Genomic DNA, 22,246 nt, shown 5'->3' with positions numbered 1-22,246 from the left:
GACCACGGTCGGCACGACCCCGAAATCTCTTCCGGCACTGCAGTTCAGCCCGCGGAGGGTGCCAGCCCCTCCAGCGCCGCGCTGATATCGGTTTCGGAGATCGTCATGAGCTCTTCGTCCGTCATCGACACCACATCCACGTTCTCGCGGGTGAAGCGATAGTCGCGTTCGGATTCGGCGGCCTCCACCACATTGCGCACGAAGCGGCCGTTACCCGCCAGATCGATCAGCCGCCTGCCATTGCGCTTCTCGCCGGACAGCTGCGTGCAGCGCGCTCGCAGCACCTGCCGCGCCGGTTCGTCCAGAATCGAATCCTTGTGGCGGGCAATATGATCGGCGATCTCCACCAGTTCACCGGCATCGTAGCTGGCGAAGCGGATGCGCTTGGTGAAGCGGGAGGCGAGGCCGTCATTGGAGGCCAGGAAGCGGTCGATCTGATCCTCGTATCCAGCGATGATGACTACCAGCTTGTCGCGGTCGTTCTCCATCCGCGCCAGCAGGGTGTCGACCGCCTCCTTGCCGAAGGCGTCGCCGCCGGAGAGCCCCTCCTGGATGAGGGTGTATGCCTCGTCGATGAACAGCACGCCGCCCAGCGCGGAATCGATGAGCGCGTTGGTCTTCGGTGCGGTATGGCCGAGATGGGTGCCGACCATATCGTTGCGCGAGACCTCCACCACATCGGCGTTCTCCACCACGCCCAGACCGGCGAAGATCTTCGCGATCACGCGGGCGATGGTGGTCTTTCCCGTGCCGGGCGGGCCGGAGAAGATCAGATGGTGCGAGCGGGAGTCCACGGCAAGGCCGCGCCGGGCGCGCACCTGATCCATGAGCACGCCGGATTTCAACCGGTCCACCTGCTCCTTGACCGAGTCCATGCCGATCTGCGCCTGCAGGAGCTGAGAAGCCTCCGCGAGCAGCGATTCCCGCTCCGAGCGCGCTGCCGTGGCCGCCACCTCGGCCGGATTGTCGCCGGAGCTCGGATCCCACCGGTCGGTGCGCGAGGCGATGACCTCGGGCGTGGTGATCTCGAAGCGATAGTTCTTGTCCGCGACCGCGCGCTGCCACTCCGGGCGATGCGACCACAGCGCCGAACCTTGCAGACCCTTCAGCACGCGATCGGCGGCTTCGTGATCGCCGTTGTGCCGCAGCACCATTCCGAGCAGGAAGTGCGCATCGGCCCAAATGTAGGACAGATTGCCGGAGGAGCTGTCCTCCACGATCCGCTGCGCGCGCGGGAGGGCCTCACCGAGGCGATTCAGATGTGCGAGCGACTGCGCCGCCATCAATTCGGCCGCGATATCGAGCAGGGCGTCATCGAGAGACGGCGCGGCGCTGCGTGCTTCGAGCACATCGACCCAGCGCTGGGTGCGGAAGTACAGGGACATGCGCACGAAGCCGGCCACATCGTCGCGCGGGACCTGGTCCAGAATCGCGTGCGCCTCTTCCCATTCGCCGCCTTCGGCGTATCGGCAGGTCTGGGCAATGGCGATCTGGTCACGGTCGGCCATGGCGACGCGCAGTCCGTACATGCCGATCTCGACCTGGCACCACAGCGAGCGGTCACCGAGACCTGCGCGCTGCTGATCGCGATACAGATTGTGCACCGACCGGTAGGCCCCGTAGATGACCTCGGAATCGACCTCTCCGGCCATGGCCCGGCCCAGCCAGGCATCGCACATATCCGGATCGAGGTCGGTCGCCGCTCGGAAGGCCGCGCGGGCGTGCTGGTCATTGCGCACCCCACCGGCAACCAATCCGAGGTTCTGAACCCCCGTGTAGAACGCGTCCTCGGCCGCTGACAACTCGGACTTCCTTCCGCCTGGATCACCTGTAGGAACAGTAGATTCGCGCGGCTCAGCGCCACTTCCCACCGCTGGGAAGGCCGAGTGCCATTCGCTCACAAGGCCTTTCACAGCTCCACTCGACCCGAGTTATATGCACCTAATCATTGGTACGTTATTGCTTGTACCGTTATTTGGTGATATGTTTTTGGCGGGCAGGCCCAAGACCCCTCATCCTCAGGCCCGCCCCAGGGTGCGACGGCATTTCAGCCGCGATCCGGTTCGCCGGCGCCCCTCGAAGATGCGGTTGCTGAAGGACCACCCCTTTCCCGGCAACCGACGCGGCCGGTGGACTGGACGCCCCACCGGCCGCACATCGAACTCCACACTCCCGCGCTTACGCGTCCGCTAGCCGTCCGCTCAACAGATCCCGGCGCGCCTGCCGTGACAGTCGCAATCTCTGTTGAACGGCGTCGATTCCGACAGTGGCCATCGGTGGCGGGGTCTCGGTGAGATCACCTTCCGGACGAAAACCGAACCTCAGGAACGTGGAATAGGGCTTTCCGAATCGGGTTGTCTGGGTGCGGATCTCACTATCCCCCGCTTCTTCGAGCATGCGGCGCAACAAACTACCCGCCAGTCCCGTGCCGTGAAACTCGTCTCCGATATGCCAGGCGACACACTCGGCGGCCGCGGTGGCGTGAATGTACCCGGCGATCCGCCCACTTTCGAGTCTGTGCACGAAGATGTTGTCGCTTCCCGCGCGGATCAATGTCTCGTATTCGTGCGGCTTGCGGGCCGCCCAATCGCCGAGAAGACCTCGCACGCCTGCCTTCTCAGGGTCTACCGGCAAGTGACGGTAAGTCCAGCGGCTCGCGTCCATCAGGACATTGACGATGCCGGGAACGTCATCGAGGGTTGCCCTCTCGATCGCGAAGCGATATCGAGGGCCGACTTCTCCGCTGACCGCTCCCATTACACGGAGAGTGCGGACATCGCCTGCGCGATACTGGTCGCATCGGCGATGCGCTGACTACGCGAGGTGCCGGCGCTCTGTTCGTAGTACTGATCGAAGGCCGCCGCCACCGCACCGGGAGTCTGCGCGGACCGCATCTGGGCGTAGGCATTCGCATGGCTACCGTGCAATTCCTGCACCATGAAATCAACCTGGGCATGCCAGTCCGTGACCTTCTTGCCCTCTGCGGCCGCGAACGCCTCCAGCTGTGTTCGCCTTCCACCTTCCCACTGGCACAAGCCGATCGCACCTTCCTTCAAGTTCTGCGATCCGGTATTCAAACTCGATTCGACCTGCATATTGCCGACAATTCCCGCCGCCTGAGCAGCCGTGAAGTGATGGGTTCCGACCAGGTATTGATAAAGATCCTGCGGTGATACCTGCTCACCACCGTCAGCCGACGTGGTGGTCGGACCGTATTTGAACCCACTGGGCCCGACCGCACCCGGAGAACCGCCGCCACCGGAGGAGGGCGAGACGGCACTGGCAGGCGACGTATAGCCGGCGGGCATTGCGGAACTGCCGTTCGAACCTGACGATCCGCCCGTATCCCCGGCTTGATCGGCCAGTGAAACGGACGCATCCGACACCGTCTTCTCCGCCGCACCGACGGCCTTGTCGATGGCGCCGATCGCGTCGAACTGCTGTGCCAGCGTAGGTTTGGCCGGAACGCTGTGCAGAATCGTGGTGATGGCATCCACGAGGGCGGAGACCTCGGTCTTCACATTGTTGGCCACATCCGCCGATTTTCCTGCCAGATCAGCGATCTTCGTATCCAGCGAATTCAGATCGGTGCCGTACTCCTTCGCCTGAGTCTGCGTGGCGTGATACTTACTCTGTAAAACACTGGCCTGCAACTGATCCGGACCCATGGCATCCAGGGTCGTGACCGTCATGGTTGCTGCGGTCCCGTCTCCGAGCCCCTTCGTCAGCCCGTCCAGCACCGCCTCGACATGGTCCACATAGGCATCCAGCACCGGCGCGTCCGCCGGATGCGGCAAGGAAATCGGATCGGTCATGATTCACCTCGCAACTCGTGTCCCATTGTTCCGTGCGATGAGTTCTCTCCGGCGTGATCGAGTATGCGGGTGTACTCGGCGACAACGAGCGTCGTGACCTCCCCGCAGTGGGAAGGTTCCACCGCGTTCCTCATTCACTCGGCTGATCCCGGACAAGTTTCACCGCTGCCCGGACGACGACTCTGTCCTTCTCCTTCTCCGGCTCGGACAGCTCGGAATACGCCAGATCCTGCTCGGGCGGCGCCCATTCGCGATTGCGGTCCAGCCAGGCGTCGTGAACTCGACGGCTCGCATCTTCTATGAAGTCGGATCTACCCGGATCACGCCCGGAAGTCACCTCGCCGATGACCAAAGGCATTGCCACCTTTGCAGATTCCTGGTTTTCCAGCTTGTAGTCCAGAGGCAGATCCCGATACGCGGTATTGGCGATATCCACCTGATCGGTGCCGTGCGCGAGAACCCATGCCGGATCATTACGAACCTGCTTGGGCCGCGGTTCATAGGTTCCGTCCTCGAGTAACCGGGGACTACGCCACACTTCGTGCAACTGCGATGCCAGCTCCTCGATCAGGTGATTCGACCGCGATGCGAGAGCACTCGCCCCTGCCTGTGCACCCGTCTCCGCCCGCGCTACCGCCGATGCGGCGACAGCGTCGCTGCCCGCCGTCGACTCGACGTTCTCGGCGAGGATTTTCGACATGCCGACGGCGACCGAGGAGTCGTGCTTTGTCAGGCGCCCTGCGACTTTGACGATACGCGCGCCCGCCGCTTGCAGAATCTCCGACACGCGACTCATCCGGTGATGCCCGCGCACTGAAGGCACTGAGGGGAATCCACCTGGTTCATCGAGCATCCTCTCCATCGACGCGGTGCGCACGACTGTCCGGTGGCGCGCTTTCCGGAACCGGCGGCTCCGTCTTCGGTGCGAACACAGTTGGCGGAGCGGGCCGGTCCCCCGGGGCCGACCATGGCGAAGGGGTCTGGCGGCGTTCGCCGCCGTCCCCTGCGGCGGGAGCGACAGACGGACGAGCCGACGGGCGGGAACGCTTCTTCCACGGGGTGGCCGCGCCGATCGGGGTGCGACCACGCGCCGCGGACTTCGCCGCAGGCGGCTGCGCACTCGTCGGTAGCGCGGAGGATGCTGAATTACTCTGCGGCGAGCCCGAGGACGGCACAGAGTCCGCACCGGCGATCGGCCCATCAGGGTCGGGACCGGACGCGGAGCCGGTGAGGTCGGGCCGTGCGCCGGACCCGATATCCGCGGCCTTCGCGGCCGATTCACCGGCGGGTGCGGCGGTGTGCGAGCCACTCTGCACCGCGTGATCCGGTTGCGATGCAGGGGATTCCGGCACGGAAGCAGCGGAACTCGCGACGTGCGCTGGGGAGTGCGGCCCACTCGCGCCCGGCTCCGTGCCGGCGTCTACGCGCGCGCCCACACCTGTGCCTGTGGTCGAACCCACACCGCCGCCCGCGCCCACACCGGCGGCGTGGGCGGCGTGCGGCGGTGGCGTGACGCTGACGGGCCGGGCCACCGCAGTATCGGGGTGCGACACCGCCGCAGGTGTGCCGGCCTTCGTGTTCGCACCGACAGCGGGCGCGATAGCCTTCGAAGGTTCGCCCGCATTTCCGGACCTCGGCGAATCATGCTGCGCCACAGCACTACCGGATGACAATGAGTTTTGTATCCAGCTCGGGTTCGCGCCTGAGCTGACCAGGGGCATGACACTGGGACGCGCCTGCAAAGCCGCCGGGCCACCGGAACCACTGTCGTTAGGAGTCACCGGGCCATGGCTGATCGCGGGCTGGGTTGAGCCGGGAAGGGTTTCGGGCCGAGTCGGATCCGGAGTGATCCCGGGCTGTGCCGGATCGATGACCTCCGCGGGGGTTCCGCCGTCCGAGGTGAGGAAGCTCAGGTTCGCCACATTGTCGGCGAAAACCGTTGCGTGGTCGACCATATCGTCGGCGTATTTGTCGAGCATGCCGGCGTAGCGCAGGACCTCGTCGGGTTCGATATGCAGCGGCATGACCGAGGAACTGCTGGGCGTCACGCCCATGACGTAGGCGGCGGCACTGTGCAGGGCCCCGCTCACCATCCGCTCCACGACGTGTTCGAGCGGTTCGATCGCCTTCATGATGACTTCGGACAGGATGTACGAGATCACCATCTGTTCCATGGCCTGCACGATCTTGCGCGCCGCCGCTGCGATCGTCTGCGCAACCACCGCCGACATTCCCGAGGTGACCACGGTCGCCGCCATGGCCGTCGCATAGGAGGCGGCCATGAGCGCCAGCTCCGTGAGCACCGCGACCTTCACCCCGGTGATCACCTGCGCCGCGATATCCAGCGCGGCGGCAACAACTTTGCACGCCTCATCCAGATCGGTCAGGTGACCGGCGCTCATCCGGCTCCAGGCCGCGACCAGCTGTTCGTACGAGTATCCGGAGTAGACCGAGTTCATATCGTTGATCGCACCGGTCGCCGACGCGTGCGTACCCTGCACATTCGACGCGAAACTCCGGACGTGCCGGGCCAATTCGCGCACATGGTCTTCATTGATGTCCGGGTACGGGACGCCCACGAAATTGAGGAACATCGCGACGTCGTGCGGTATCTCGATGGCCATGCACGGTTCTCCGGCTCAGAGCACCCGGACGACGACGGCATCGGCCGGCATCCGCGACCACTGCACGGTGGCTCCGCTGTGCGGCGCCTCGATGACCATGCCGTTGCCGGCGGCGAGTTGAACATGTTCGGGCCCACGGGAACTGAACGAACTCGCCGGGAAGACCAGATCGCCCGCCCGCACATCGCTCGCCGGCACACGCTCCCCGCTGTAGATCTGCTCATAGGTGCTGCGCGGCAGCTGCACATGACCGCCGCTGGCCTGTGCGACCGCGTACTGCGTCAGACCCGAGCAGTCGAATCCGCCGCCGCTCGGACCGCCGGACCCCCCGCCGCCCCAGACGTACGGCGTGCCGAGATAGGCGCCGGCCGCCCGCACGGCATTGCCGCCCGCGGTGCCGTCGGTGGGTACGGAGTTCCGGCGCCGGGTACGCCGAGTGCGCCGGTTACGTATCGGTGCGGCAGAACGACGAGTGGTGAGCCGGGGCGCCGCAACCGGCATGATGCGGGCCGCCTGATGCTGAACCGCCGCGACATCGGTACCGACCTGCGTGGTCGCCTTGGCGATCGTGTTCTGGTAGGCGTCCAGCAGCGCCGGTCCACTGAACCGGGTGTCACCGATGGTCGCGATCGCTCGCACCCGCGACTCGAAGTCGGCGATCTGGTCGGTGAGCCGAAGCCGCCCGGCCGTACTCGTGTCCCCCGACGCGGCAACGGTTTTGACAACAACGCCGTCCCTGTTCCCGTGCGATTCGGCGACCGCGGCCTGCATATCGCGGGAATCACGGTAGGCGTTCACCGCGACTCCGGTATGCGCAACGGCATCATCGACCGCCGCCCCCAACTCCGCCACCTGCGCGGCACCGGGCTGTCCGGCCCCGTACAGACCCAGCAGCGACTGCAGCACGCCGTGCAGATTGTCCGTCAATACCGGCGACATCGGCTCCACCGCTCTCCCACTCCCCCACCGCTTCGCAGCCTCGGAGCGCCCGCCGTCCCACCCGCTGAATCTCCCAGGCAGTCCCAATACTCGGTCTTGAACGACTATGCAGCAGACGCCGGACAGCACACCTCCCAGCACTGGGGACACCCGAGAATGTAGGCGGTACGGGCGGCCATTGGAAAGCATGTGACAAGCAGGATCGCGAAATTGTTCCAGGGCGCGGTTCAATCCCTCAGAACCGGCGTGGACGGCTTCGCCGTGTCTGCCGACGAACTGTATCGGGGTGAGGCCGGCAGCCGGGGCCTGATCGACAGCGTGAAAGAGCACCGAGCCACCGACAGTACGGAAAGGATTTCGGCCACCGACACCGCGGTATCTTCACGGCTGCACCGGAATCGCTCGGTCGATCCCCGGAGTGCGCACATACCTACCGTCCGTGAACTCGACCTTCCCCAGCGCGGCGAATCGACAGCTGGACTCGACACACCCACGGTTCGCCTCCGTGGCACATCGACGGAGCCTGATACGCCAACGCTGAGAATCAGCAAGACATACGACACGACAGAAATGAAGAACGCGGGTGCGGAATATCTTCCGAGGGGATGGCAACCGGGCGTTCGCTACTACGACCCGATCGAACGACAGCAGTTCGCCCTGACAGTTCGCGAGGGTCATCTGTACAACGCGCAGGGGGTGCCGTTCGATACGGCAACTGCGGTGAGCCACTGGGGTGGTGAAGCCAGGGCGATCTTCGTAATGGACCGCCGCGGACGAATTTATGCCTCGAACGAGCATGGAGTGACCTTGAAACACTCCAGCTTCCTGGCGGGCGATCCGGTCGCCGCCGCAGGCGAATTGAGTGTCTCCGATGGAAGAATCACTCTGATCAGTGACAACAGCGGTCACTACAGACCGTCGCGCAAATACACATTCCAGCTCATCGACCGTTTGAAGAGCCAAGGGATTCAGGTGGACGACATCGCCGTCGAAATGCATGCGCGCCAATGACTTTCGGGTAGCTGATGGCGTACACGTACCGGCGCGGCCCGCGCTGAGCTTTCCCAGCGGCGGGAACAGCGGACAATGGGACCGGTATAGGGAGGCGGTGTCGGCGGATGACGACGGATGTGGCGGATGGCCGGTCGGCGGTGCTCCAAACGCAGTGCGCACCGTCCGGCAATGGCAGCGGCCACTACTGGACCGTCCAATTATACTGTCCGCCAGGCGCTTCGGTGGCGGCAAAACATTTCATCGGCCTGGCGCAGACCGCTGTGCAGACCGCGGTCGATCTACTGGGGCGGGGCACGACCCAGCCGCCACCGGCTGTCGACGATCTCATGACCACGGTCGTCTTCGGATATCTCGGCGAAGGAACAACCACCACCGATTATCAGCAGGCGTTGGCCGCGGTCGAATCACGGCAGAGCGCGCTACTGGCCCTCGATGGCCAGGTACTGCAGGTCTCCGATGTCATGCAGTCGGGCAAGGACTCGACGCTCACCTCGATTCAGCATGTCGTCACCCAGCTGAATGTGCAGCTACATGCCGTCGGCACCGGCAAACTGACCTCCGCGAAGGAGACCGTCCTGATGCAGCAGGTGGCCGCGGCGGTGGAGCAGGTGTACGACAAGGTCACGACGGTGGCCGCGGACAATGCGCGGATGGCCGGCGGTTCCTCCGGGAGCTCCGGCGGTTCCGGCGGTTCCGACCCCACCGGCAGCTCGGATCCCACCGGCAACGACTCCGGCGTCACCGACGCCAGCTACACCACGCCTGTCACAAGCGGCACCGCCGGCGCGGGAACGACGAGTGCGGGCACTTCCGGTTCCAGCGATGGGGGGTCCGGCGGGCTCGGATCGATACTGGAAATGCTTCCGATGATGGCGATCCCGCTGATCACGGCGATCGTGCCGGAACTGCTGAAGTCGAACGACAAGAACGACAAACACGATAGTGATGCAAAGCAGGACCAGGGACCGGGAGACCAGCAGGCAACGAATCCCGGTGCGGCCAAGACTGTTACCGGGCAGCAGACGACCGCGCCACAGCAGCAGCCGGGAGCACCGCAACAGGGCGCGCCGATCCCGGCCGGAAATCCGGCAGGCGATCCGCAGGGCGCCCAGGCCGCGGCGACCTGAACCCGGGCTTCTGCCGCATCGTCGACGAAAGCTTCAGCAGCACAGGTCAACTCGCATTGCGCGAGAGCGTTCACGTCGGAGTCGGGGCAGTGACCGCGGGGGGTGTGGTGTTCTGTGGATTGCCCGCGGTAACCCCCGGTTGCGCTCCGGCGTCGAGCTCGGCGCCACTGGGGTGGAAGAACCCTTGGAAGGTGCCGGGGTCGCCGTGCGTGCCGAGCAGCTTCTGAATATTCGGATCCTGTGGTTTGGCCGGATCGAGAAAGGCCGCCGGATCGAACGGCACCATATGACCATCAAGGATCATCTGCGGATGCCCGTTCTCGACGACGATGAGCGCGGTGCGATCGGCCCACTGCACCACATCGCCGGTCTGCAGATCCGGCACGGACTCGCCCGAGGGCAGCAGACTGGTGCCGACCGCGGACCAGGGGCTGGTCGCTGTGGCCGCACCGGGTGTGCCGTCGTACGCCCCGCGCGCGTCGCTGCCGTTCGGATTATTGACCTCATGGTTCACCGCCGCCGCCACCACCGAGGAGACCTGCTGGGTCGAGCCGTCCGGCAGCTTCATATCGACCATCGACTTCGTCGCGGTGGCCGGCGGGGTACCGGCGGAGTTCGCGGTGACCGCCGGCGGATTGGCAGCGGTCGCTGCGGGTGTGGTGGCAGCGGGAGCGGGTGTCTGCTGCCCGGGCTGGCCCTGCTGCGGATATTCGTTTCGCCGGGGATCCGAGGAATCACCGGAATTATCGGAGCCGCCCGAACCGTTGCCACCCGTCGTCGAGGACTTCATGGCTTCGATCATCTGCATCATTTGCATCATCTGCATGGAATCGGAACTGCTTCCGCTGCTTCCGGATCCGGTGCCGGCGGTCGATGCACCGCCGCCCGACGCAGAGGCCGAATTCTCCAGCCTGCTGATGGCCGCGTCGATCGCGGCGGATGTACTCGAGGAGGAACCCCCGGAACTCGTATTGCCGGTCGTGCCGTCCGCGCTCGTCCCATCGCCGGTCGCACCGGTGTCGCCCACTCCTGCGCCACCGGTGGTGCCGTCCGAAACGCCCGTGGTTCCATCCGCGGTCCCGGCTGTTCCGGTGGTGGTCGCACTGCCGTTCGGCAGCAGGTCACTGTACAAACCGCTGTAGTCCGTATTCCCGGCCCCGAGGCCGCTCCCCGCTCCGGCGGCTCCCACCCCGGCTCCCGAATCTGTCCCGGAACCAGCACCCAGACCACTGCCCTTACCGGCTGCGGCCGCGTTGGCAGCGGCCACTGCGGCCGCGTTGGCGGCAGCTTTGCCGTCCTCCAGCCCCTGCGCGTAATCAGGGGAGCTCTTATCGACACCCGAACCCGTGGCGTGCGCCGCGCCGGTGACGGACGCCATCTGTTCCTCCACCTTGCCAACACAGTCGGAGATCGCACCGAAGAGAAAGCTGACGGTCTGGGAATTCAGTTTCGCGCTGTCGATATCTCCCTGTTTCGTATAAGTGATATCAACCGGATCACTCTTCACGACAGACGGCGCACCAGCAGCATTCGAGGGAGCGCGCAGGATGGTGTTGAGTGGATCGATCATATTCACGATATGACCGAGTGCAGTGGCCGTTGCCTCGCCTATATTGCTGACGAGCCCTTTGACGTCGACATCCTTGCCGAGAAGATCGTTGTTGATCGAACTGATCCGATCGACTTTGTTGTTATACGCATCGATCATCTTGGAAGCGTCGCTGGTGTCGAGAATTCCTTGAGTGTGCATCAGGGTGCTGAGATCCGGAACGTCCGCAACCTTTCCGATCCCCATCTTGTCGATGACGTCCTGTAGCCACTGCTGGGTGGTGTCGAGGTATCCGTTCAGAGCCGCCGGTGCACCGAGTGGGTGATACAGCTCGACGAGGTAGTGGTGCTTGGTCTTGTCGGCCGCCGATATCGTGGAGAGGACTGTCTTGCCGTCCTTGGCGAGCACGACCAGACTGCCGTCGTTCTCGAGCACAAGACTGCCGGCATTTGCCAGATTCCCCGGCGTCATCCATTTGGTGAGCGCCTGGTAGTGCCCGTCCGCCTTCAGATCGAGCGACCCGTTCGCGTCGAGCTTCGCCCACATCGCTTTGCCGGTGCTGTCACTGGTCGCCGACTCCCAGACCTTGCTCCCGTCCGCTCGCGTCAGAACGAGGTCGCCATCGCTGTTGATGCCGAGGGTGTAGCCGTTCTTCGCCGAGGTCAGCCGCTGGCCGGTACCGAGGTCGTCGCCCACCGCGAGGGTGTTGCCCAGATCGGTCACCGGCGTCGGCTTGCCCGCGGCTGCGGCTTTCGCCTCAGGAGAATTGAGGATTGCCGCTACCCGGCCATCGGTAGCTCCCTTCAATGCGTCGGCGTCGAGCTTCGCCTTCGCGTCGGCGGCCGACTTCGCGGCGGCAGCAGCGGCATCGGCCTTCGTCTGCTGGGCCGCGGCGTCCAGTAACTGCTTCTGAAACGACGACTCTGTCGTCGTCGGCGTTGCTGCGGGCTGCGATTTCACCGCTGCCTGCAACAGCGCCTGTGCCGAGCTCACACCTGGCTGCACCGGCGGAGCGGCCGGAGGATGCGCCAGCGCCCACTCGTGCAGAAGGTCTTCCGGCGAACCCGAGGCGGAGGCAGAGGGGCTGCCCTCCCCTGACATCAGCGCTCCCGTTCATCAGCAGGCGATGACGCCGATAACACCCAGCTCACTTGGGCCAGAATCCAATTCATCATGGGTTCAGCCGCCGAGCTGCTCCGCGACGACCGGCACGGACTCGGGCGCGCTCACGGAGGCACCGGTCGGCGGACCGGCGGCGAGCGTGGAGGACACCACCGAGATGCCGGACACCGCCGGAAGCGATACACCTTCTGTCTCCGGGACCGCCACCGCGGCCGGAACCTCCACGAACCGTGGATGATTCATGATCTGCTCGAAGGCGTAGGCCGCATCGCGCAGCCCCTGCCGGGACGGTTCCTGCGCCAGGAGCAGTACCAGTTCATCGCAGCGGCGTTCGAAAACCATGGCGCGCAACAACGATCCCTCCTCGTCGATGCGCAATGCGCCGAGGTCCACCCGCCCCACGTCCACCCGGCGCGAGAGCATGGAGGCGGCGAGCAATTCATCTGCCTCGCGCAATTCGTCCCACTGCCGACGGCCGACCGGTTGGCCGGCCTGCACCATGGCCAGCACCCGGTCGCGCAATACTCGGACCTCGGCCGATTCCGGTGGCGTCGGCTGGGCGCGGACGAGCTGCGCGTGCGCCTGCGCCGCCAGCTTCACCGTACGTGCCCGTACCTCCGAATCCGGCACGGCCGCAACCATTTCCGCTGCCGACACGGAGCCGAGCAGGCCCAATCGGTCGGCGGTGTCGGCGGTGGGGGTGCGCAGGTCGACGTCGTAGGCGGGACCGACAAGTCCCTCCATGGCCACCTCGGTGAACCGTGCGCGCAGGCCCGAGTCGATCGGCCCGGAACTCACCAGTGCCGAGAGACCGGCGCCGGCCCTGGGACCCCAGGCGAGCCCGAATTCCGCGAGCACCCGCGCCGGATCGGAGACGCCCTCCCACGGCGATCCGCCCTCCGCACCGAGCAATTCGTCCCACACCCATGGGCTCGATACCGCACGCGGCAGGAACAGCCCGGCGGGTAGCCAGCCACGGCCTTCGTTGGAGGTGATGAACAGGGCCGACCCCTCCGGGCCGCGCATGACCGACACCGCCCACGAGAGCCCGATGGCAGGTGCGTCGACCGCCGCGAGCACCGCGCCCAGCAGCGTGCGAGCAAGCACCAGATCGTCATTGACGAAGGCATTCACCACATGCGCGGGCTCGGCCTCCTGCCGTTTGGCCGCGGCCACGGCGGCGCCGAACGGGGTGAGCAGGATCGGCGGCGGGACCGCGTCGCCCGCGCCGGCCGTAGCGTCGGCCGGGGCGGTCGAGGCGGACTGATCCGAAGACATCGGCGGCATGCCCCCGCCCGGAATCATGGTGTCCGCGAACCCGTTCAGGAGCGGCGCGCGGTCACCGCCGAGCGGCGCGGCCGCACTGCCGCCGTCGCCGATATTCGAGATCTGCGCACCCGGAGAGGTTCCGAGGCCGTCGGACAAGGGCGGCTGTACCGGTGAAACACCCGCATCCGCAGGGTGCTCGGCGGCCGCGGGGACCGCCCCGTTCGGCGCACCGGATCCCGCGTTCCCGGGTGTAGCACCGGCACCCGGGTCGGGCACAGCACCGTGCGCGGGCGGCGCCGGAACAACGGCGGCCCCGGGCTGCGGATCGAAGGAGTTCACCGGCGCCCGACCGGTGCCGGCCGGTGAATTCGCAGGCGCCCCGGCATAATTCGGGGGCGCTGTCGCCGGGACCTGACCGTCGTGCCGGTCACTACCCTGCGGATCCGCGGCCCGACCGATCGCCGCGGCACTCTCGTGGTCCGTCTTCTCGTAATTGTCCGCCGCGGCCCTGAGTGCCGCGGCGGTGTGGTTGTGCTCGAGCGCGAGCGCTATTCCAGCTTTCTGGCGAGCGTCGTAGTAACGCAGCAGCGCCTGGTGCACGGGGTCGGCGATCTTGCCGTAGCTGTCCTGGAAGGTGCCCAGCCATTCATGGGGAGGTTCCGACCAGTGCCGGGTATCCACCGCGACCTGGTCATGTTGGTCGGCCAGCTGTCGTAACACCGCAGGGTCTATATCCATGCTGTCCGGCATGCTGGATCAACTCTCCTCTCAACCTCCCGATACCGAATGATTGTCGAGCCTTCCCACGGGAGGGAAGCTCGGCCGTCGCACCGGCGCGGGGTCGTCCCAATCTCCAACTCGATTCGCAGGGAACGAAATCACCGGCTTCCCACCGGTGGGAAGCCGGTGCCGACGCGGCCGTGGAGGTCGATGCGCACAGCCCAGACCTGCGCACCTCAGGGACCGACGGTGATGGTGGGCGGCCGGGTACTCGCCGGCGCGCCGGTCCCCGCCATGGCCGGATGGTCGGCGAGCTGACCGTGGACGTACACCGCATCGCGCAGCATCTGACGGGTCGGCTCGACGGCCAGCAGATGCACCAATTCGTTGCAGCGCCGCTGAAACAGCAACGCGCGTAACGCGTTCGGTTCTCCGACCGCGGACCGGGACTCGGAACGCAACTGCCCCAGCGGAACCGCGGTGACATCGAGGCGCAGCGGGACGGCGGTCGCGGCCAGCAGATCGTCCGCGTCGCGCAACTCCTCCCACCAGTCCGGCGAGACGGTGCGGTGCTGCCGCAGTGCCTTCATGATTCGCGTCCGCGCACCCACCGCGCCGAAGGTCTCGGTGGCGCCCGCGATGCGCGCGGTGCGGGCGTGCGCGTCCCAGGCGAGGTCGGCGCACCTGCGTCCGATCAATTCCTGCGGAACATCCGCCACCCGCTCCAGCAACCGCCGCGAACTCACCAGTTCCAGACGATCGATCAGACCTGGTCCCGGAGCAGTGAGATTCATACCCGCCTCCGCGCCGACCGCCTCCGCCAGTGCGACATCGCGCAATTGGCCGCGCAACCCCGCATCGATGGTCTGTGAGGACGCCACCGCCGAAATCCGCGCTCCGGTGCCCGCACCCCAGACGAGCCCGAACTCGAGCAGTACCCGCGCCGGATCCGATACGCCCTCCCAGGGCGGCCCCTGTGCGGCCTCCCATACCCACGGGAGCGAGATCTCGCGCGGCAGGAACAGCCCCGCGGGCAGCCAGCCGCGCCCTTCGTTCGATGTCAGGAACACGCTCACACCGCCCGAATGCCGCAGTACCGACACCGCCCAGGCGGGAGCGACCGGCGAATCGTCCACTACCGCAAGCACACTGCCCAGCAGCGTGCGGGCAAGCATGAGGTCACCGTCGACACCGGTACCCATCACGATGCCCGGTGCGGCCGCCGCCGCCATGGCCGCGCCGACGACATCATGGATCATCGCGGCGGCACCGTCGGTTCCGGGCGGCGGCGCGGCGGGAATCGCACCGGCGGGGCGCGGACCGGCTGCGGCCTTGCCCGATGCGGATACCGCCCCCGGCGGGTACGGGCCGTGTGCCGCGACGCCGGAGCCGCTCGGGTTCGCCGAGCCGGGTACGCCTCGCGAATCGGATGCCTGGATCGGGGCGCCCCCGCGTGCATCGATTCCGGGTGTTGCCGAAACCGACTGCGCCGAGGCGCTTTGCGCTCCCCCGGCCGTGATCGGCGCCGATGAGCCGGCGGACGCGATATCGATCGGCGACGCGAGGAATATCGGCGCAGGGCCCAGAGCGGCCGCCGATATCCGATCAGCGGACGACTGCGCCGAATCCCTTGCCGCAAATGCCGATACGTCCGCGCCGGAGGAATCACGCAGCGCCTCAGAGGTCTCCGGCGATCCCAGGACCGAGCCGTCCGCCGTGGACGATTCGGAACCCTCCGGTGCCGACGCGCCCGCGCTCGGCCCGCCGGGGCCCGATATGCCGGGCGAATCTGGTTGCACCGGAATAGATTCCGGTGTCCCGCCAGGGTCCGGCGCGGAGGCGCCGGGCAGGTCCCCGACATCGGGAGCCATGGATCGATCAGGTGGCGGCAGATACACCGGCGCGCCGCCGTGTCCCCCGGCGTCGTGCCCGCTCCCCGCGCCGACCGGCCCGTATCCTCTTGCTTCGGAATCCGCGCTCGTCGAGCCCCCACCGGTTCCGAGGCCGGCGCCCGAGTCACCGGATCCGGGTCCCGCACTGGAGTCACCCGATGCCGGGCCTGCCGCGGCATCACCGGGTGCCAGACCTGGTGCGGCCACCCCGGATATGGGATCTGCACTGGTCAGCGCATCTGGTGGCAGCACCCCGCCCAGCGGACCCGCGGTTCCCACGCCCCCTGCCCCGTGCAGCAGACCCTCCACTACGGCAAGAGGATTCGACCACCCGGCGGCCGGACCTGCTCCAGGATGCGGAGATTCGGTCGACCCGGGCGCGTGCCCGGCGCCCCAGCGGTGCCCGCCGTCCCCGGGCGCGCGGTGCCCCTGCCCCGTCGGCTGCCGACCCAGGCCCGCACCGCCGCCCCAGCCGTGCCAGGGAAACGGCAGCCCCAGCAGTTCGGCGATCGCGACCAGTCCGGGCACTTGCTCGAAGTCGATCATCGCGCGCGCGTTCGCGGCCACCGCCGCGACCTCCGCCGCTGCTATCTGGACAATGCCGAAGATCTCCGCCTGCGTGGTGTCCCCACCGCTGTTGTCCTGTCCTGCTTGCGCATTCCCGATGCGGGCGACGGCATCATCGACAATGTCGAGGATCCGATTCCGGGTGCGGGCGACCACCGCGGCGAATTCGTGGAAGGCGTCCCCGGCGGCCGAGAGCACCGCCTGCAATTCGCGCAGCCGTCGTCCCTGCGCGAGCATGTCCTCCTTGACCGCCTGCAGGCTGACACTCGCCCGCACTCGATCGTCGAATCCGCGCCGGGCCTGTTCGACGCCGGTGAGGTCGAGTGCGGCAGCGCCGTCACGGACGGCCGACTCCAGAGTGGACCAGTCGCCGGGACCGATCCGCGGCCAGTGCTCACCGACGATGACCGCCCAGTACTGCCCGCCGTACTCGGGCTCCATTGCGTATCAGGCCGATTCGTACCGGTCTATGGCCACTCCGCCGAAGACGTCCGTGGCCGTCAGCGCGTCGACCCGCGCCACGGCGAGCAGATAGGTCGCGTCGGCCTGGCCGTCATCGCCCTGCACCGCCTGTGCGACAGCGGTTTTGACCCAGTGCAGTGCGGCGACCAGATCGCGGTCGAGTGCCGACTCCGGCCGCGACCGCAACTCCAGATCGTCCACGGTGGTGGCGATCCGGCCGGCCGCGCCCGTCGCGGCGCCGGTGAACCGGCTCGCCGCCGCCAGCACCTCGGCGGCCTCGTCGATATCCAGCATGGTGGTATCCCGTCTGTGATCAGGTCGAGGAGGTGCCGAGCTCGGCCGCTTCGGTGGCCCGGTACGCGGCCTCGGTGGGCAGGTCGAAGGAGTCGACGGTGAACGGGCGGGTGCCGTTGTACTCCATTTCCACGCGCAGGCCCACCCGGGATTTCAAATGCGCGAGCCGGGCCAGCCGGAGGATTTCGGCGGCCAGCCAGGCATCGCCGTTGTCGCGGGCATCGTCGGTGAGGTGCAGGCCGATCATCTCGCCGTCGCGGTCGCAGGCGACACCGACGGTGTGGTCCGGATTGAACACCTCGTAGGTCATGGTCCGCCAGTCCGGCGCCGCAGGCAGCTCGTCGTCGGTGTCGTACAGGTCGTGCTCGGTTGTCATCGGCATCTCCTAGAGGTGGGCGCCGGCGCCCTCGGCCGGTGTCGAATCAAGTTGTGCGGCTGCGGTTTCCAGCTCTGCGGTGAGCGCCGACCAGACCTGGTCCTCGACGCCCAGTACCCGCCGCAGCGGCCAGCAGCGGGTGCCGAGATACAGCTCCGCGGTTCCGTCGGCCGCGATATCGAGATGATCGGGGCCCTCGATGACCGGGTTGAGACTGATCGTCGTGACCGGTGGTTGCCGGTCGTCCACGGTGAACAGGGTGCCGCCACCCGGAATGAAGGTGTACCGGCAGCGTGGTCCGGCCGGGACGGCCAGTTCGGCGCTATTGGTGGTGAGCGTGATCTCGGGATTGAGCAGTAGCTGCATGACCCAGGCGCGCGCGGTGGTCTCGGGCCGATCGGCATTGAGGGCGAGCGCGGTGACGGCGGCCAGATCGAGTACGAGCATGGCATCGCTCATGGTCGAACCCACCACGACCAAGCGCTTCGGGGTACCGGCCGGATGCGGCAGGTCGTCCGCCTCCACGGTCAGCGGTTCCGAACCGGTGGCGCTGCCCACGGCCGGATAGGCGGTGATCGTCCCGGTCGCTATCTCCACGGTGTACGCGAGAATCGTTTCGACCGTCGGCCATGCGACGCCGGTCAATCGGATCAAACCCTCGTCGTGCAACCAGTGCACGGTATCGGCCACGGTCACGCTCGCGGGTTCGGTCATGCCGGCAGCCCCGGTACCGCGGCGTCCGGTTCGGCCTGCCACGATTCGGCATTGGTGACCGCCTCGTACTGCCGTCCCGCATCGGCGGTGCTCTCCCGGACGGCGGCCATGATCTCCTCCACCAGTTCGGCGCTGTCGAAGCGCTCGGTGGTGCCGGGTGCGAGGTAGAGATCCAGCAGCCGCCCCATCGCATCCACCTCGGGGACGACCGCACCGCTCGGCGACGGCCGGCGCGCGCGGATGCCGTCGATCTTCTCGCGCAGATCGGCGATGCGGTGCCGCAGCTCTCGGGCGGCGTCCAGGGCCGCCTGCACATCGGGGTGGATATCGCTCACGAGGAACCTCCGGAGGAGTTCGGAATCGGGGTGGCGGGCGCCGGGGTCGGCGGTGTCACGGTCGGCGCGATCGTCGGCTTCTCACCGATCACCGCCTCCGTGTACGGGGTGTTGTCGACATACATGAGGCGGTCGGGATGCCAGGCCACCACCCGATTGCGTTCGCCGCCACCGCCACCGCCCGCGCCTCCCATTCCGGGCGACATCGGCATGTACGGCATCATCGGCGAACCACCGGCGGTGGTGCGCACGCCCGCGGCGCCCGCACCGGCCGATTCCAAGGGCACCATCGCGGAGGGCCGCGACAGGCTAGTGGAGGGGTTCAGCGTCGCCGAAGCGGTGACCATAGGCATCTGACCCACATCGACGCCGGCAGGGCCAGCACCGCTGATGTCCTCGACCGGCGCGCCGGAATCTCCGGGGGCGCCGCCGCCGACCACCGACGGGATACCGGGATAACCACTGTCCTGATAGGGATCGGTGACATCGTCCGGTATTTCGTCGGTGCTCTTGTTGTTCGCCCCGGACAGGCCGTTCGCGCCCGAGGTCATCGCGCTGATCAGCGATGGAAGCATCTGCGACATGAGGTCGGTACCGCTGGAAGCTTTACTGCCAGAAGTGGTTCCGCCGGTGGTCGAACCGCCGGTCGTGCTGCCACCGGAACCCGCACCGGTGGTGGTGCCGGACCCCGCACCGGTCGTACCGCCCTTACCCGATCCCGGAGTGGTGGTGCGGGAATTGACCTCGGCCACATACTGCGAGAACGTCTCCGCCGAACGCGCATTCAGCTCGTTGAACGTCGCCAGTGCCGCCGCGATGGCCGCCGCGTTCTTCGACCGCATCGCCGCGAGCAGCTGCTGACGGGCCGTGATCAGCTCCTGTGGTGTCGGATGCCGGGACTTGGCGGATCGAAAAGCATTGCTGTAACCGTCGATACCGTCGACAAGATCGCTCAGGCCCGTGCCGAGTTCGTCGAGTTGGTTGCGATGACCGGTCAGCTGAGTGGCGACCGCGGTGCCCACCGGCGTCCAATTCTGCAAGGCGTCGGACGCGGCGCCGAGGCCGTCCACCGCCGCGCGATGCGATCCGGCGAGGTAGGTCCGCAGCTCGTTCGCGAATTCGGTCGCCGGTCCCGGGCCCGGGCCGCCGTGCAGTTGTCGCGCGAGGGTGAGCGGGTCGACCGATCCGGATGAGACCGGGAACGACGAGATCGGCACCTGCTGTGCCGCAATCGGTTCCATCATCGATACCGGATTCGTCACCGGATCGCCGCCACCGCCCCCCAGCGTGCGCCCGGACAGGTCGTCGGTCGTGGTGTAGTCGGCGGCCGCCGCTCCGATGTGGTGTGCCATCGGATGGACCTGGTTCAGCGCCCCGATCACCTGATTCGCCAGCGCGGCCTTCTGTGCGTTGAGCCGCGGAACATATTCGGCGGTAACGGGATCCGCGCCCGCCGGCGGTACCCAGGCGACAGGCAGGGCGCCGTGCGTCGCCCGCACCAGCGCGGCGAGCACCGATGCCACACCCACGAGTTCGTGGGGATCGACATTCATCGCCATCGCCGCCTCCCTTCCTGTACCGGCCGCATATCAGGCCGTGGGGGCGGCCGGCGCCGGCAGTGCGGCGGCCAGGGACTGATCGGCGCCGTTAGATCCGGCGGCCGACGAGTCATCGGAATTGGCGGGTTCAATGCCCTTCGGGTGTGCGAATCCGTCGAAGTTCACGAATATGCCTGCGGCGCTGGACTTATCGGTGGTGCCGGGTGTAGTCGCGGCGCCGGGCGCAGGTGCGGTGCCGGGCGCAGGTGCCGTGCCCGGTGCCGGCGCCGTGCCGGATTGATCGGATATGAGCGGCACCATATTGCCCTGGTCGTCAGCACCGAGGGGTACGACATTGCCGTTCACGATGACATCCAGTGTGCCGTCGGTACCCGTTCCCATTCTGCGCACGATGGCCGTGACGCTGCCGCCGTCCCAGCTGGCGACGTCTCCCGTCATCGCTTGGCTCGGATCGATCGCGGCGCCGATCTGATTCTTGTCCGACCAGGCGGCCGGCGTATCGGCATAGGCCACTTGGGCATTGGTGGAGCCGTGATTGTCGACGGCTGCGCGCAAGGCCTTGAACACCGGTGCCGACACCTTCTGCGACTTTCCATCGGGGAAGGTGAAGACCTGATCACCGGTGGCAGCGGGATTGCTTCCGGGCGCGATGGTCGGCTGCGACGAGCTGGCCGACGAATTCGGCGCGGGCTGCTGATTCGCGGCCGGCGCTGTCTGCGCGGCCGGAGCAGTGGTGGCCGAGGCCGGCTGCGCGGTCGCCGGGGCCGCCTGCGCGGGTTGCACCGATTGCGGGTAGTCCGCGTAGCGCGCCGGGTCTATTCCACCGTTCCCGTTGCCGGATCCCGAATCGCCCGTGCCATGCTGCCCCAGCAGGCTGTTCATGAGTTCGCTCTCCATCATCGGATCCGAGCCGAGCGACGACGCCGAATCCGGAACCGAAGCCTGCGAGGCCGCCGGTGTCGCAGCGGACTGATTCGCCAAACCGTTGATGGCATCGGCCAATTGGCTGTTGTCGGTACCGCCGGTCGTGCCGGGGTCAGCAGGACTGACGGTGCCCAGGCCGGTGCCGGTCGTCGTGCCCGCACCCGTGGTGGTGCCCGCCCCGCCGTCCCCGGTCGTACCCGTGTCGCCGGTCGTGCCCGATCCGAGTACCGGAGGCACATACCCCGAACCGTCCGCCCCGGTCCCCGTGACGGTTCCCGTGCCCGTGCCCGTGCCGGTTCCTGTACCCGTGCCGGTTCCTGTATCGGCCCCCGTGGTGCTGGGCGGAGCGGCGAGTTTGGCCAACGCGGCCTGCTGCGCATCGAATTTGGTCGACAGATCTCCCAACTGCTTGGTCAGTCCCGTATCAGTCGCGGCCTGCTGATCGGTCGAACTCGCCAGCAGCGTCATCTCCTGGGTAATGCTCCCCAGCATGTTCTCAGCCTGCTGCATCGCAGCAGCGAGATATTGCCCGACCCAGTCGTTCTCGCTCATGCCTTCCTGCGGAAACGATTCCGCACTCTGGTGCATCGTGTCCACCACGCTGTTGATCGCCTGCTGGCCCATGACCCCGGCCTCGGCGACCTTCTGCACCAGCGGCACCAGTGCGGTATCCGCCGCCTGCATCGCGGTCACCGCAGCATTGAGCTGCCCCGCCACATTCGCGTAATTATTGAAGAAGTTCGGCGCGGCACTGAGGTCCGTGCCGGAAATGTCGAGCGTTGGACCGGGAGTATTCGGCGGATCGGTCTTGGCCCCCTTGCCGAGGCTGGCGTACGCGGTCCCGAAGAACGTGTTCACTTGTGGAAAGTAGGTGTCATACGTCGGCGACATTTGATAGTTCGAAGGCCAAGAATTCCGGAGTATCGGTCCATTAGGCATCCACA

At 66.9% G+C, this 22,246-nt stretch carries 17 protein-coding genes; 2 read left to right on the top strand and 15 right to left on the bottom strand.

Annotated elements, in window-relative coordinates; genetic code table 11:
• Nucleotides 1-44: 44 nt before the first annotated feature.
• The 6 genes from eccA to ABZX86_RS23385 form a co-directional block, all read right to left on the bottom strand.
• On the bottom strand, nucleotides 45-1,802 hold the full coding sequence (eccA, locus tag ABZX86_RS23410; RefSeq protein WP_355126690.1) for a type VII secretion AAA-ATPase EccA: 1,758 nt from the start codon (nucleotides 1,800-1,802) through the stop codon (nucleotides 45-47).
• Nucleotides 1,803-2,178: 376 nt separating this feature from the next.
• Nucleotides 2,179-2,757 (bottom strand): hypothetical protein, encoded by a 579-nt coding sequence (locus tag ABZX86_RS23405; RefSeq protein WP_355126688.1) that lies wholly within the window; start codon nucleotides 2,755-2,757, stop codon nucleotides 2,179-2,181.
• The gene (locus ABZX86_RS23400; RefSeq protein WP_355126686.1) at nucleotides 2,757-3,815 is read right to left on the bottom strand and encodes a phage tail tip lysozyme; all 1,059 of its coding nucleotides are present in this window, start codon (nucleotides 3,813-3,815) and stop codon (nucleotides 2,757-2,759) included. The genes ABZX86_RS23405 and ABZX86_RS23400 overlap by 1 nt, the downstream gene beginning before the upstream one ends.
• Nucleotides 3,816-3,945: 130 nt before the next feature.
• On the bottom strand, nucleotides 3,946-4,692 hold the full coding sequence (locus ABZX86_RS23395) for a hypothetical protein (RefSeq protein WP_355126684.1): 747 nt from the start codon (nucleotides 4,690-4,692) through the stop codon (nucleotides 3,946-3,948).
• Entirely contained in the window at nucleotides 4,658-6,439 is a 1,782-nt protein-coding gene (locus ABZX86_RS23390) for a hypothetical protein (RefSeq protein WP_355126682.1), read from the bottom strand. The genes ABZX86_RS23395 and ABZX86_RS23390 overlap by 35 nt, the downstream gene beginning before the upstream one ends.
• A gap of 15 nt (nucleotides 6,440-6,454) precedes the next feature.
• The gene (locus tag ABZX86_RS23385) at nucleotides 6,455-7,378 is read right to left on the bottom strand and encodes an NlpC/P60 family protein (RefSeq protein ID WP_355126680.1); all 924 of its coding nucleotides are present in this window, start codon (nucleotides 7,376-7,378) and stop codon (nucleotides 6,455-6,457) included.
• Between the two features lie 189 nt (nucleotides 7,379-7,567).
• Here ABZX86_RS23385 and ABZX86_RS23380 point away from each other — a divergent pair, with 189 nt between their 5' ends.
• Both ABZX86_RS23380 and ABZX86_RS23375 read left to right on the top strand, forming a co-directional pair.
• Complete coding sequence (locus tag ABZX86_RS23380) at nucleotides 7,568-8,389, top strand: hypothetical protein (RefSeq protein ID WP_355126678.1); 822 nt, start codon at nucleotides 7,568-7,570, stop codon at nucleotides 8,387-8,389.
• Between the two features lie 107 nt (nucleotides 8,390-8,496).
• The gene (locus tag ABZX86_RS23375; RefSeq protein WP_355126676.1) at nucleotides 8,497-9,519 is read left to right on the top strand and encodes a hypothetical protein; all 1,023 of its coding nucleotides are present in this window, start codon (nucleotides 8,497-8,499) and stop codon (nucleotides 9,517-9,519) included.
• A gap of 70 nt (nucleotides 9,520-9,589) precedes the next feature.
• On the opposite strand, the gene ABZX86_RS23370 is transcribed toward ABZX86_RS23375, so the two are convergent.
• The 9 genes from ABZX86_RS23370 to ABZX86_RS23330 all read right to left on the bottom strand — a co-directional run bounded on the left by ABZX86_RS23370 (nucleotide 9,590) and on the right by ABZX86_RS23330 (nucleotide 22,160).
• Nucleotides 9,590-12,169, bottom strand: coding sequence for a hypothetical protein (locus ABZX86_RS23370; RefSeq protein WP_355126675.1), 2,580 nt, complete (start codon nucleotides 12,167-12,169; stop codon nucleotides 9,590-9,592).
• Nucleotides 12,170-12,247: 78 nt separating this feature from the next.
• Nucleotides 12,248-14,209, bottom strand: coding sequence for a type VII secretion target (locus tag ABZX86_RS23365; RefSeq protein ID WP_355126673.1), 1,962 nt, complete (start codon nucleotides 14,207-14,209; stop codon nucleotides 12,248-12,250).
• A 206-nt stretch (nucleotides 14,210-14,415) separates the two neighbouring features.
• Nucleotides 14,416-17,079: a hypothetical protein gene (locus tag ABZX86_RS23360; protein WP_355126671.1), complete on the bottom strand. Its 2,664-nt coding sequence runs from the start codon at nucleotides 17,077-17,079 to the stop codon at nucleotides 14,416-14,418.
• A 6-nt stretch (nucleotides 17,080-17,085) separates the two neighbouring features.
• Nucleotides 17,086-17,394, bottom strand: a complete 309-nt coding sequence (locus ABZX86_RS23355) for a hypothetical protein (RefSeq protein WP_355126669.1) — start codon at nucleotides 17,392-17,394, stop codon at nucleotides 17,086-17,088.
• Between the two features lie 19 nt (nucleotides 17,395-17,413).
• Nucleotides 17,414-17,770, bottom strand: coding sequence for a hypothetical protein (locus ABZX86_RS23350; RefSeq protein WP_355126667.1), 357 nt, complete (start codon nucleotides 17,768-17,770; stop codon nucleotides 17,414-17,416).
• Nucleotides 17,771-17,779: 9 nt separating this feature from the next.
• Nucleotides 17,780-18,484 carry a hypothetical protein gene (locus ABZX86_RS23345; RefSeq protein WP_355126665.1) on the bottom strand — a complete coding sequence of 235 codons (705 nt, stop codon included), beginning with the start codon at nucleotides 18,482-18,484 and terminating at the stop codon, nucleotides 17,780-17,782.
• Entirely contained in the window at nucleotides 18,481-18,819 is a 339-nt protein-coding gene (locus ABZX86_RS23340; protein ID WP_355126663.1) for a hypothetical protein, read from the bottom strand. The genes ABZX86_RS23345 and ABZX86_RS23340 overlap by 4 nt, the downstream gene beginning before the upstream one ends.
• On the bottom strand, nucleotides 18,816-20,378 hold the full coding sequence (locus tag ABZX86_RS23335) for a PPE domain-containing protein (RefSeq protein ID WP_355126661.1): 1,563 nt from the start codon (nucleotides 20,376-20,378) through the stop codon (nucleotides 18,816-18,818). The genes ABZX86_RS23340 and ABZX86_RS23335 overlap by 4 nt, the downstream gene beginning before the upstream one ends.
• A 30-nt stretch (nucleotides 20,379-20,408) precedes the next feature.
• The gene (locus ABZX86_RS23330; RefSeq protein ID WP_355126659.1) at nucleotides 20,409-22,160 is read right to left on the bottom strand and encodes a hypothetical protein; all 1,752 of its coding nucleotides are present in this window, start codon (nucleotides 22,158-22,160) and stop codon (nucleotides 20,409-20,411) included.
• Between the last annotated feature and the right edge of the window lie 86 nt (nucleotides 22,161-22,246).

Origin of the sequence: Nocardia sp. NPDC006630 (genome assembly GCF_040611495.1) — a bacterium.
Classification (GTDB): domain Bacteria; phylum Actinomycetota; class Actinomycetes; order Mycobacteriales; family Mycobacteriaceae; genus Nocardia.
This window is presented reverse-complemented; position numbering and strand designations above follow the sequence as displayed.